This window comes from Steroidobacter sp., assembly GCF_016790065.1.
Taxonomy (GTDB): Bacteria; Pseudomonadota; Gammaproteobacteria; order Steroidobacterales; family Steroidobacteraceae; genus Steroidobacter.
Genome location: NZ_JAEUPY010000250.1, coordinates 1 through 11,942, shown reverse-complemented (window position 1 = coordinate 11,942; position 11,942 = coordinate 1). Strand labels below are relative to the sequence as shown.

The following is an 11,942-nucleotide window of genomic DNA, read 5'->3' as shown; positions in this document are numbered from 1 at the left end:
CGTTACAACTCCTGGTACGGCGAGCCCGAGCTGCAACAGAAAACAGTGTTCGTCAACGCCGAATATGAAGTCGAAAGCGGCGCGACCGTATACGGCTGGGCAAGTTGGCAGGATCGTGACGCGTTGTCGGCCGGCTTCTATCGAATCGCCAGCGACGTGCGTAACACCCTCCAAATCTATCCCGACGGTTTTCTGCCGCAGATCGCCCCGGACGTCGTCGACCTCTCGGCGGCCGGCGGCGTCAGCTGGCGTCTCGGCGAATGGAACATGGACTCATCGCTGAGCTACGGCCGCAACGAGATGGACTACCGCGTGCAAAACTCATTGAACCGTTCATTGGGCGTGGCCAGCAAAACCTCGTTCGACTCGGGCGGTTTCGATTACGACCAACTGACCCTGAATATTTCAGGCGTGCGTACCGTCGACATCGGCCTGGCCTCGCCGCTCAACATCGCCATCGGCGTGGAAGCTCGCCGCGAAACGTTCAGCATTCATGCGGGCGAGCCGGACTCCTATCGCAACGGTGGCGTGCGCTTGCCGAACGGCGACCCTACCCAGTCGGGCGCACAAGTGTTTCCTGGCTTCCGACCCGAGAACGAAGTCGATGAAGATAGAACCGCGGTCGGCGCGTACATCGATCTCGAAGCCAACGTCACCGAAAAATTCCTGGCCTCGGTGGCGATGCGTGGCGAGAGTTATTCGGACTTCGGTGAGAATCTGGCCGGCAAGCTGTCACTACGTTACGACTTCATTCCTCAGTTCGCGCTCCGAGCCTCGGTGCAGAACGGCTTCAAAGCTCCGTCGTTACAACAACAATACTTCTCAACCACGTCCACCAACTTCATCGGCGGCATCCCGTTCGATATCGCCACGTTCCCAGTGAACAATCCAGCTGCCATCGCGCTCGGCGCGAAACCGCTCGATGCCGAGGAATCGTTGAACTACTCGCTGGGCGCAGTCGCGCGCATCGGCGATTTGACGTTGACCATCGATGCCTATCGTATCGACATCGACGATCGGATCGTGCTGTCGGAAAATCTCACCTCCACCGACGTGGTGAACTATCTCACCGGCCTCGGCTTTGTCGGCATCGGTGGCGGCCGCTTTTTCATCAACGGCGTCGATACCGAAACCGAAGGCGTGGATATCGTGCTGAGTTATCCGCTTACCACCGTCGCGGCGGGGCGTTTCGATTTCACAGTCACGGCCAACTTCAACTCCACCGACGTCACCAAGGTCCCGACCACACCGCAACTGTCGGCGCTACCGACGCCGCCCATCTTGTTCAATCGGTTCAATGTGCTGAGCTACGAGGAAGGCACGCCGAAGGACAAGTACGCGGCCGCCATCAATTGGACGCTGGGCAGTTGGGGCGCAACGATGCGAGCGACTCGTTATGGAGAAGTGTTGTCGCCCGATCCGAATCCGGCGCTGGATTTCACCTTGTCGCCGAGCACTCTGGTCGACATCGAAGCGCGCGTGGCAATCGCGGATCACATCAAGCTCGCGATCGGCGCTGACAATGTCACCGACGAGTATCCGGATCCGCTGCCGCCGGCGAACAATCTCACCGGCACGCAATCGTTCTCCAACTACTCGCCGTTCGGCCGCTCCGGCCGATTCGTGTATGGCAGGGTGAGTTACAGTTTTTAGCGCGTAGCTACAGCGACGGCTGCGCAGGCCATCGCGGCGCCCGTGCCCCGATTGATCCTGCGTACCGCCGTCGCGCTCTTGAACACACGACGGGCGCGAGCCGCGAGCAGGACGTAACCGCCCAGCGTCAGCGGCAAAAGAATGGCGATGGCCACCACCATCTCCACGAAGCCGAGCAAGGTGAGCTTCTCGAGCGGCACCACTGTCGGCAGCAGCGCGAGGAAAAACACCATGGTCTTGGGATTCGCCAAAGTCAGCGCCAGGCTACCGAGGAACAGCTGCAGAGGTTTCTGACCCTGACCGTCTAGATCGGGCCCCTCGGTGGCTGGTGCGGCCGGTGCGGTCCACAACTTGTAGGCCAGATACAGCAGGTAAGCTGCGCCGGCGTACTTCACCACCACAAAGACGGCCTGCGCACTCTGCGCCAAGGCCGCGAGCCCGGTGGCCGCGAATGCAAACCAAATGAGATCGCCCACCAGAAAACCGGCGATGAACGCCGGCGCGCCTCGAGTGCCATTCGCCAGCGATCTGGCGATGATGGCCGCCACACCCGGCCCCGGCGAGGCCACCGCCAGCACATAGACAGCACAAAAAACCAGCAGCCCATACAAAGACATGCTCATCCTCCTGCCAGCCTGAGCGCCCTAGGGCATCGAAACGAGCCATCCATGCCACGACGCTCGCAGCAACCTGTGCGCACAGAATAACCTGAAAGCGCTCTCATCCCTACACGCAAACGAATCTTGCAAGCGTGTGACCGTCAGGCTCTCGGATAACCGTGGTGACGCATCGCGCTCGGCAGGAATATTCTTTTGTTCGCGGGTGGCAACGACGCACTCGTGAGATCCGCGAGGCTGCGTCAAGGGGAATGACCATGAACAGTGTGACTCGTTATTCAGGAAGCGTGCTGGCGCTCGGCGCTGTGTTGAGCGTTACGCCAATCCTTATGCTAGGCGGCTGCAGCAGCAGCGAAGCCTTACCCAAGTCGGTGGTGCAAGCGTTCGAACAAGCCTTCAATGCCGACGATCTGGACGCCACGGTGGCGTTGTTCGATGACGATGCCCAGATCCTGCCGGAGCGCGGTCAGCTGATTTCCGGCCGCGACAACATCGCCACGTTTCTGAAAGATCAGATGACGCCGGTGGTGTCGTTCAACACCGAAGCTGACATGACCTTGATCCGCAACGACATCGCCATCGAGCAGGGCCACTATCGGGTCCGCGACGTACGGCGAGGCTCGGACATCGAGGAAGGCAAGTACATGCACGTGTGGCGCAATCGCGGCCATGGCTGGAAGTTGTATCGCGTGATGTACAACACCGACATAGCGGCGCCGACTTCTGTGTCGGTGGCGCAGGCAGAAACATCGGACGACACCGCGTAACGGCGTCGTTCGAGCTTACAGCGCACCACCGGCTATGTCGGAACTCACGTCGATAGCGGTGGTGCGGGACAACGGCTCGCCGTTGTAAAACACGGCGGCTCTGATCACTGTGGTACGCGGCACTTCGAACACGTCCGTGTACACCGGCGATTTGGCCGTCGGCTCGGTCCCATTGACCGTGTAACGGATCTCACCGAGCGGCATCTGTTTGGCCAGCTCGATGGAAATCCGATCGCCGCTCTGGCCGCGTTTGAAGGCCATCGCCCGAAACGCCGCGTCGCTATATCGAACCCCCATGCGCGAGTAACGCCCCAGCATCGCCACCATGCGCGATTGAAAATCGGGCCAGCGCAATTGTGATGACTGTGCCCAACCGATTTCCGCCAGCGCCGCTGCGCGCGGGAACGTCATGGACTCGACGTCTTCTTCGTTACCGTCAGTGCTGGTCCAAACATTGCCTTGCACGCCGATCAACCGGGCACGATCTTGCGCCGACAACGCGGCCGGCGCGGGATCGAAGCGATACACGTCACCCAAGCTGAGAACCTCGCCCGCTTTGACGCGCTCGTTCATGGCCGCGCTCTGCGCACGATTGAAGCTGAGCAGGCTGCCGGAAGAAACGATGACCTCGTACCCGGATGCCACCGCGCCCAGCGCGCCATCCAAGCCGCGTGCCGTCATGATGATCGAATCGTTCGGTACGCCGCCGCCGAAGATGCTGTCCCAACCGACGATGCGCCGTTTGTGCTTCTGAGTCAGTGCGCTGATGCGTTCGAAAAAATAGCGCTGTAATCGGGCTTCGTTGACGATGCCCAACTCACGCATGCGAGCTTGCACGCTGGTCGACTGTTTCCATTGATCCTTAGAGACGTCACCGGCACCGACGTGAATGTACTCACCCGGGAACAACGCCGCGACCTGCGCGATCACGGCGTCGAAAAACGCGAACGTTTCTTCTTCGATGTTGTACAAGTTGGTGCCGCTCACCGGTGCATCGGCCGCACGCAACGACGGATAAGCCGTGACAGCCGCAGTCGCGTGGCCCGGCATTTCGAGGCCCGGCACCACCGTCACATTACGAATGGCCGCATGCTGAACGATTTCGCGCACATCGTCGGCAGAATAGGAACTGAGCCCACCGGTCAACTTCGGATATTTCGGAATCTGTAAGCGCCACGCCTGGTCGTCGGCCAAATGCCAATGCAGCACGTTCAGCTTGTGAAGCGCCATGCTATCGATGTAACGCTTGATGAACGCCACCGACTGATGCTGGCTGGAAGAATCGAGTAACAGACCGCGCCAACGCATGCGAGGCTCATCGCTGATACGAACGCCCGGAATGCGCACTTCCGGCACAGTGGTCGACTGCAGGCTCGCCAGTTGCCAGAGAGTTACCGCGCCGTTGAACAAGCCACGAGCGTCCGGTGCCGTGACCTGCACCAGCTTCGACGAGACTTCGAGACGATAAGCCTCGGGCCCGCCGCTGCCACCCAATGCGAACACAACAGAACGCTTGGGCGCCTGCTGTGCCGATCCTTGAACGATCACGGGGCGCAAACCTCGCGTGCGCTCCATCAACTCCCCAAAGTAGTGCGCCACCGCGCGCACTCGGGCATCGCCTTCATAGATCAGTTGAGTTTCCGGCTCGAGGGTGAACGAGCCCCCGTCCGGCTCGACGCTGGCAGGCCAGGGAATCAGCGAAATATCCGCCGAGCGCTCCGCGGCCGTCGCGGCCGACAGCCAGCACAGCAATACTGAGAAAGCAGCGACTAGTCTGCTGGTCATTATGGGTTCCTCCCTCGCCACGCGCCGGATCCACATGCAGGAGGTATGCCGCCCACAAATCTTAGGTGGCGACGACGACCCGTCCTGACTCTAATAGCGGGCCAAGGAGGGATCAACATGACGCTTGCCACGGACGCTTTTCGCACGGCCACCGCCGCGTTACTGGGACTGCTGATGCTCACCAGCTCGGCGCCGGCGGCAACGCCCCATCCCGGCCAAGCTGTTTACGAAAGTAGTTGCGCGCTCTGCCACGCCCACCCGGAAACCACGCGCGCGCCGGCCTTGGACACACTCAAGGCCATGCGTTACCAAACCCTTCTGTACGCCTTGAATGAAGGCAAAATGAAACTCCAGGCGGCCAGCCTGAACGACACTCAGAAGGCGGCGGTGATCGATTATCTGGTCGGGCGCGAAGCCACGTCAGATGATTGGTTGCCGAAAGCGATGTGCGCCCCCGAGCGTCGCACAGTGAAGCTTGATGTATCGGCCACCGTCGCGGGCTTCGGTTTCGATCCCAAGAATCATCGGCAGCTCAGCGCGGCACAAGCCGGCCTGCGCACCGCCGACATGCGCAATCTAAAATTGGCGTGGGCGATGGGCATTCCGAAGGCGACGTCGATGCGCTCGCAACCGGCCATCGTCGGCTCGACGCTGTTCCTGCCAGTGGCCGATGCGCAGCGCGTGCTCGCCATCGACATCTCGGCACAACCGTGCGTGCAATGGGTTTACTCGCACGCAACACCGTTGCGCACCGGCGCTGCCTTCGGCCAATTGCCGAACGGTCGCAAAGTACTGGTGTTCAGCGACGTCGCGTCCAAGGTGCACATGCTGGATGCGAGCACCGGACGATTGTTGTGGATTCAAGCGGTGGGTTTGTATCCCTTGTCGTTGACCACCGGTACGCCAGCGATTCACGGCGAGCGCGTTTACGTGCCCATCTCTCAATATGAGATTTCACTCGGCGGCAACGACGATCACGAATGCTGCCGAACGCACGGCGCGGTCACTGCGCTGGATGCAACGACCGGCAAAAAAATCTGGACCGCGCACACCATGGAAGAAGCCAAGCCCGTGCGCGACCGCGGCGACGGCAAAATGATTTACGGCCCGTCGGGCGCGCCGATCTGGAGCTCGCCCGCCATCGATGCCAAGCGCGGCGTGCTGTATGTCGGCACCGGCGAAGCAACTTCTGAACCGGCCGCACCTACTACCGACGCCATTCTCGCCATCGATTTGCAGGACGGTCGCATTCGCTGGCGCTTCCAAGCGACCGAGAACGATATCTTTCTCACCGGTTGCGCACGTAATCGCAGTGGTTTGAATTGCCCCAGGAACTCGGTTCATCGCGACGTCGACTTCGGCGCTTCCGTCATCATCGCGCAACGAACCGACGGCTCGGATGTATTACTCGCAGGACAAAAGTCCGGCACGGTGTGGGCGCTCGATCCGGATCGCGACGGTAAATTGGTGTGGCGTCAGGACTTCGGCGAAGGCTCGCCGCTCGGAGGAATTCACTGGGGCATCGCATACGACGGCACTCGCGTGTTCGCACCGATCAATCGACCGTATGCCTCCGCCGAGGCCGCCGTCGGCTCACAGAAACCTGGCTTGCACGCGGTGCGCGTCGATACGGGCGCAGTCGAATGGAGTTACGTCACCGCACCGGACTGCAGTGGCAAGCGAGCTGAACTAGTAAAAGCCTGCGCCACCAACATCGGCTTCTCCGGTGCGCCTACTGTCATCGATGGCGCAGTCGTCAGCGGCAGCCTCGATGGCTTCTTGCATGCCTTCGATGCGAAGACCGGCGAGTTACTGTTCAAGTTCGACACCGCACGCGCGTTCGATACATTCAACGGCGTGAGTGCCAACGGTGGCTCCATCGACAACGCCACCATCGTCGCGACCAACGGCTTGCTGCTGGTGAGTTCGGGCTATGGCTTGTTCGGGCAGATGCCCGGCAATGTGTTACTGGCGTTCAAGCCGATACAACCCTAGAAACCGATCCGCAGCCAGTTTCAGATTGCTGTGCCAGTCCTGGCCGGCGGCATGATCGGCGCCGTCGGTCACATACTTCACTGCCGAGAACTCCACGCCTTCCAGCCAGCACACCTTGGCGAGCGCGTACCCTTCCATGTCCACCACGTCGCATTCCAATGCGGCCTCCGTCATCACGAACGAATCGCCGCTACCGCATACGCCGTTGGGCAGACCATCGAAACTCGTTGGGAACTCGATTCGCGCCGGAATTTCTTCGAAGGGCGTAACACCCAGCGGCACGCCCAGCCCGGTCACATCCATGTCCCGCTGCACGAAGGCATGACACTCCAGCACCGTGCCAGTGACATGACGCCGGCTACCGGCCGTGCCGAAGTTGATGACCCGGGGCATGGCAATGCCGGCGCTACGGTATTCGCCAAGCCGCTTGGTGAGCGCATACGCCGCGTTCACCTTGCCAACGCCCGTATACAACACAGGAATGCCGGCGCGCTCGAACACGCCCTGGCTTTCCAGCGGCAGTGCCATCACCAGCAAAGGATTGGGAAACATCTGTTCGGTGGCCATTGCCGGAATCATATCAGCCGCCCACCTGAGCGCTGAGCGGCCTGTGCCTTTACAATACCGGCACCTAACGATGGGGAGCCGTATGTCCTTCTGGAATCGCCGCAAGAGCCTGGAATCTGTCAGCGCTCGACAATCGCATAGCGCCTTGCGCCCCACACTGAGCTGGCCCCATCTGATCAGCCTCGGCATCGGCGGCATCGTCGGCACCGGCATCTACACGTTGATCGGCGTCGGTGCCGGCCTGGCCGGGCCGGCTGTCATCCTGTCGTTCATGGTGGCCGGCTTGGTCTGTGCTTGCGCCGCCCTCGCCTACACCGAGATGTCGACCATGATGCCCATGGCTGGCAGCGCCTATACCTACAGCTATGTCGCGCTCGGCGAGTTTCCGGCGTGGTTGGTGGGCTGGACGTTGATTCTCGAATACACCGTCGTGTGCAGCGTGGTGGCCGTGGGCTGGTCAGGTTATGCCGGCGGCGTGATCCGCTCCTCTGGATTGGGCATTCCCGAAGCCTTGCTCGCCGGCCCAGCCGCGGGCGGCATCATCAATCTGCCCGCCATCGTGATTGCGCTGGCGGTCGCTGGCTTGCTGGCACTCGGCTCTCGCGAAAGCGCGACGGTGAACATGGTGCTGGTGGCCGTGAAGTTGGTGGCACTCGCCACGTTCATCGCCTTGGCGATCCCGGCGTTCGATACGAACAACTTCGAACCGTTCGCTCCGCACGGCTATGGCGCCAATCCCATCGGCGATGCCAACTACGGCATGATGGGTGCGGCCGCGCTGATCTTCTTTGCGTTCTACGGTTTCGATGCGGTGTCCACCGCGGCCGAAGAAGCCAAGAATCCAGGACGCGATCTAAAGATCGGTATCGTCGGTTCCATGATCGCCTGCACCATCATCTACATGGTCGTCGCCGCTGCCGCCATCGGCAGCACGCGCACCGAAGCGCTGGCCGCCAGCTCCGAGCCGCTCGCGATGGTGTTACGCAATTTGAATCATCCAGTCGCTGCTCAAGTAATCGCCTGGGCTGCCATTCTCGCGTTGCCCACAGTCATCATGGCGTTCATGTATGGCCAGTCGCGCATCTTCTTCGTGATGGCCCGCGATGGTCTGTTGCCGCAACGACTGAGCGCAGTCAGCGAGAAGTCCGGCACGCCCGCACTGATGACCATCATCACCGGCGTTATCGTCGCCATCATCGCCGGCTTCTTGCCGCTGCAACGAATCGCCGAAGTCGCCAACGCCGGCACGCTGGTAGCGTTCATCGCGGTCGCTGTTTGTATGCTGGTGTTGAGAAAGCAGGCACCCAACGCGCCACGCCCGTTCCGCACGCCAGCGGCGACGCTCGTTGCGGCCGGCGCGATCCTCGGCTGTGCCTATTTGTTCTGGAGCTTGCCGCACATCACGAAGGTAACGTTCGTGGTCTGGAACACGATCGGCGTGATCGTGTACTTCGTGTACGCGCGGTCGCAGAGCGCGCTGGCCAGGGCCTGATGCTTGTTCAGGGTCTCTTCCCGCAAGGGAAGAGACCCTCATTCACTTCGCCGCCGCCTTCTCTTCTTCACGCGCACCAGACAGGATGCCCGGCAGCGCATAATTGCCTTCATGACAAGCGTACTCGTAGATGTTGGCCGCAGCCGGCACGAACGGTAGCTCGCCGACGATCTTTTCCGTGAAGGTACCGGGATCGTCGATGGTGAAGCGATACACGATCTGATCGTCGGCCACGCGAGTGAATCTTTCCGTGACCACCGCTTGCTCCGACGAGCCACGGAAATTCTGTTCGGCCCGGAAATTGCGCGTCTCGACCACCAACGTATCGCCTTCCCAACGGCCCACCGAATCGCCCATCCATTTACGCATCGAGTCCGGCAAATGCCGGTCATCGAGCCGAATGATTCGGGCGTCGTGCACCATCTCGACCAGGATCAGCACATAACCCGGCGACTGCACGATCTGGTAATAGCTGTTGTACATCACCGGCAGCATCGGCGGCCCCGACGCATAACCGAACGACAACAAACATCGCTCGCCGAGCGCGCGTCCTTCAGGCCCGTCGCTGGAGCGACCGATACGAGTCGCAGCGATCCGTTTCAACGCTGCCTCCGTCAGCGGCGGCACGCGACCGTTGCTGGGCTCTAGAATCATCGACGTTCGATACTCGCCGCCGATCCGAGCCACGCTCATGCCGCGATCGGTCCAGAACAAGTTGTAATTACCCACTGGCGGCAGCGCGCTGGCAGCTTCGATGTTTTTATTGGGATCGCTGGGCTTCGCGTCCGCTTCGACCGCGGCAACAGCTGCGTTGCCAATTGCCTCAGCCTCTGCATCGGTGAATGCACGGCGCGTCCCTAGCTCAGTTGCGCGCTCCATAGGTGTCGCCGTCGCATTGGTCCACACGCCTTGCAGATCGGGCGTGCCATCCGCTAGCCGCGGCGGTTTATATCGAGCTGCGGCATTCGCCGAGCACGCCATCATGGTTAGCACCGACAAAGAAACGGCAACGCCGATCGATAGTCCCTTATTCATCTCCACCTCGCCAAATCTGTGACGTGGACCGCAGCGAAGCCAAATTGTAGCCAGTCGTCAACGCGACGCCGTCTCAGGCCCCAGACAAGATTTATCAAGATTCGGTTCAGCCAGCGCTTTTGAGCCCGCCGACGCGTGGACAGCACGCACGCCGCCCCGCAAACTTACTTGCCCCCATTCACCTTGTCGGCCCACCTGTTAAACGGATGTCACATGCGTAACCTTCATCGTGCCGGGATCGCGCTGGCGTCGCTGCTGCTGGGCTCGCAGGCCCTGGCCGCCGCCGATGTCGCGGACAATTTTCGCCTGACGGATCATCTCGGCGTTTCTCACGAACTTTATTATCTATCCGACATGAAGGCCGTGGTGCTGCTGGCACAAGGCAACGGCTGCGATACCTCGCGCCAAGCGGCCGGCACGGTGCAGGCTCTGCAAAGCCAGTATGAAAAGCAGGGCGTGACCTTTCTGGCCATCAATTCCAATCTGAACGATTCGCTGGGCAGCGTCGGCAAAGAAGCCACTCAAGCCGATATCAAGCTGCCCATCCTGCTCGACACGGCACAACTGGTCGGCGAGTCGCTGAATCTCACTCGCAACGGCGAAGTGCTGGTTCTAAATACCAAAGGCTGGAAGATCGCCTATCGCGGCAACGCCAGCGGCATCAGCGGCGCACTCGACGCAGTGATCGCCGGCAAGCCCGCACCCGCTGCGACGGCTGCCACCGGTTGCGAAATCAAAATGCCCGAACGTGACAAGCGCAATGCTCACGCAAAGATCTCCTATGAGAAGGAAGTCGCGCCGCTATTAATCGACAAGTGCGTGGTCTGCCATCGCCAAGGCGGCATCGGTCCCTGGCAAATGAGCAGCTACGACATGATCCGCGGCTTCTCCCCGATGATTCGCGAAGTCGTTCGCACTCAACGCATGCCACCTTGGCATGCCGATCCACACTACGGCGTGTTCCACAACGACCGCGGGCTGAGCGCTGCGCAAGCCAAGACCTTGGTTCACTGGATCGAAGCCGGCTCACCTCGCGGCGCCGGCGCCGACCCGTTGTTGTCACAAAGGAAAGATTGGCCGCAGTGGGCCCTCGGCCAGCCTGATTTGGTGGTCGAACTGCCGCCGTTCACCACGCCGGCAACCGGCACCATTCCTTACCAAAACATCAAGATCGAGAATCCACTCGATCACGCTGTGTGGGTACGCGCCGTCGACTTCCTTCCCGGCCAGCGCGCCGTCCTTCATCACATCATCGCCTCCGCCGGCGGCGAGACCCGCGGCAACATCAGCCTGAACAACTACGTCCCCGGCGCCGAACCTCTGCAGGTGCCCAAGGACAACGGCATCCTGCTGCCCGCCAAAACCAAACTGCACTTCCAAGTGCACTACACCCCGAACGGCCAAGCGCTCACCGACGTGACGCGCATGGGCTTGTACTTCATGAAAGACCCACCGAAGTACAACTTCCGCAGCATGATCTTCATCAACCCGCGACTGAAAATTCCGGCGAACACCAAAGTTCACGTGGAAAAGGCCGAACGCAAGTTCGATCAAGACGCGGTGATTTTCAGCCTACATCCGCACGCGCACTTCCGAGGCAAATCCTCGAGCTTTGTCGCGCACTACCCGGATGGTCGGGAAGAGATGCTGCTCAATATTCCTGTGTATGACTTCAATTGGCAGTCGACTTACGATTTGTCCAAGCCTCTGAACGTGCCCGCTGGCACCCGCATAGTGTACACGCAGGTGTTCGATAACTCGGTGCAAAACAAAGCCAACCCCGACCCGAATCGAGAGGTGACGTGGGGCGAGCAGACGTGGGAAGAGATGGTGTTCGGCGTGATCCGGTATCGGAATGTGAAGGAAGATCAGACCGCACCGAAGACCACCGAGCCCAACCAAGCCGAAGTGTTTAGCGACAGACCCAGCACTTGATCTCGCAACCGCCCGCCCGGCGCCACGGTCACCGACGCATGCCGATGACCCCACTCCGGCTCCGGGCAAGTTCATCGAACATCTAGGCGCTGTCCG

General features: G+C 60.8%; 9 protein-coding genes. 5 read left to right on the top strand and 4 right to left on the bottom strand.

What is annotated here, in order from left to right:
- Nucleotides 1-1,653: TonB-dependent receptor domain-containing protein (locus JNL55_RS10735; RefSeq protein ID WP_293852814.1), on the top strand; the 1,653-nt coding region annotated here is incomplete at its 5' end.
- On the opposite strand, the gene JNL55_RS10730 is transcribed toward JNL55_RS10735, so the two are convergent.
- Nucleotides 1,650-2,270, bottom strand: a complete 621-nt coding sequence (locus JNL55_RS10730; protein WP_293852813.1) for a LysE family translocator — start codon at nucleotides 2,268-2,270, stop codon at nucleotides 1,650-1,652. The two genes, JNL55_RS10735 and JNL55_RS10730, sit on opposite strands and share 4 nt — an antisense overlap.
- A 257-nt stretch (nucleotides 2,271-2,527) precedes the next feature.
- Between JNL55_RS10730 and JNL55_RS10725 the strand changes: the two genes are divergently transcribed.
- Nucleotides 2,528-3,037 carry a YybH family protein gene (locus tag JNL55_RS10725; RefSeq protein WP_293852812.1) on the top strand — a complete coding sequence of 170 codons (510 nt, stop codon included), beginning with the start codon at nucleotides 2,528-2,530 and terminating at the stop codon, nucleotides 3,035-3,037.
- Nucleotides 3,038-3,052: 15 nt separating this feature from the next.
- Here JNL55_RS10725 and JNL55_RS10720 read toward each other — a convergent pair whose 3' ends face one another.
- Nucleotides 3,053-4,822 (bottom strand): beta-N-acetylhexosaminidase, encoded by a 1,770-nt coding sequence (locus tag JNL55_RS10720; RefSeq protein WP_293852811.1) that lies wholly within the window; start codon nucleotides 4,820-4,822, stop codon nucleotides 3,053-3,055.
- Nucleotides 4,823-4,939: 117 nt separating this feature from the next.
- Between JNL55_RS10720 and JNL55_RS10715 the strand changes: the two genes are divergently transcribed.
- Nucleotides 4,940-6,817, top strand: coding sequence for a PQQ-binding-like beta-propeller repeat protein (locus tag JNL55_RS10715; RefSeq protein WP_293852810.1), 1,878 nt, complete (start codon nucleotides 4,940-4,942; stop codon nucleotides 6,815-6,817).
- On the opposite strand, the gene JNL55_RS10710 is transcribed toward JNL55_RS10715, so the two are convergent.
- Complete coding sequence (locus tag JNL55_RS10710; RefSeq protein WP_415923055.1) at nucleotides 6,788-7,369, bottom strand: 5'-nucleosidase; 582 nt, start codon at nucleotides 7,367-7,369, stop codon at nucleotides 6,788-6,790. The genes JNL55_RS10715 and JNL55_RS10710 overlap by 30 nt on opposite strands.
- A 97-nt stretch (nucleotides 7,370-7,466) precedes the next feature.
- On the opposite strand from JNL55_RS10710, the gene JNL55_RS10705 reads away from it, so the two are divergent.
- Nucleotides 7,467-8,876 (top strand): amino acid permease, encoded by a 1,410-nt coding sequence (locus tag JNL55_RS10705; protein ID WP_293852808.1) that lies wholly within the window; start codon nucleotides 7,467-7,469, stop codon nucleotides 8,874-8,876.
- Nucleotides 8,877-8,918: 42 nt separating this feature from the next.
- On the opposite strand, the gene JNL55_RS10700 is transcribed toward JNL55_RS10705, so the two are convergent.
- Nucleotides 8,919-9,911 carry a hypothetical protein gene (locus JNL55_RS10700; RefSeq protein ID WP_293852807.1) on the bottom strand — a complete coding sequence of 331 codons (993 nt, stop codon included), beginning with the start codon at nucleotides 9,909-9,911 and terminating at the stop codon, nucleotides 8,919-8,921.
- Between the two features lie 213 nt (nucleotides 9,912-10,124).
- Between JNL55_RS10700 and JNL55_RS10695 the strand changes: the two genes are divergently transcribed.
- A complete protein-coding gene (locus JNL55_RS10695; RefSeq protein WP_293852806.1) occupies nucleotides 10,125-11,846 on the top strand; it encodes a redoxin family protein in 1,722 nt (573 codons plus the stop codon).
- Nucleotides 11,847-11,942: the final 96 nt, after the last annotated feature.

Excerpts from the sequence above, each read along its gene's own strand:
- JNL55_RS10730 (WP_293852813.1), bottom strand. The coding sequence starts at position 2,270 with ATGTCTTTGTATGGGCTGCTGGTTTTTTGTGCTGTCTATGTGCTGGCG.
- JNL55_RS10725 (WP_293852812.1), top strand. The coding sequence starts at position 2,528 with ATGAACAGTGTGACTCGTTATTCAGGAAGCGTGCTGGCGCTCGGCGCT.
- JNL55_RS10720 (WP_293852811.1), bottom strand. The coding sequence starts at position 4,822 with ATGACCAGCAGACTAGTCGCTGCTTTCTCAGTATTGCTGTGCTGGCTG.
- JNL55_RS10715 (WP_293852810.1), top strand. The coding sequence starts at position 4,940 with ATGACGCTTGCCACGGACGCTTTTCGCACGGCCACCGCCGCGTTACTG.
- JNL55_RS10710 (WP_415923055.1), bottom strand. The coding sequence starts at position 7,369 with ATGTTTCCCAATCCTTTGCTGGTGATGGCACTGCCGCTGGAAAGCCAG.
- JNL55_RS10705 (WP_293852808.1), top strand. The coding sequence starts at position 7,467 with ATGTCCTTCTGGAATCGCCGCAAGAGCCTGGAATCTGTCAGCGCTCGA.
- JNL55_RS10700 (WP_293852807.1), bottom strand. The coding sequence starts at position 9,911 with ATGAATAAGGGACTATCGATCGGCGTTGCCGTTTCTTTGTCGGTGCTA.
- JNL55_RS10695 (WP_293852806.1), top strand. The coding sequence starts at position 10,125 with ATGCGTAACCTTCATCGTGCCGGGATCGCGCTGGCGTCGCTGCTGCTG.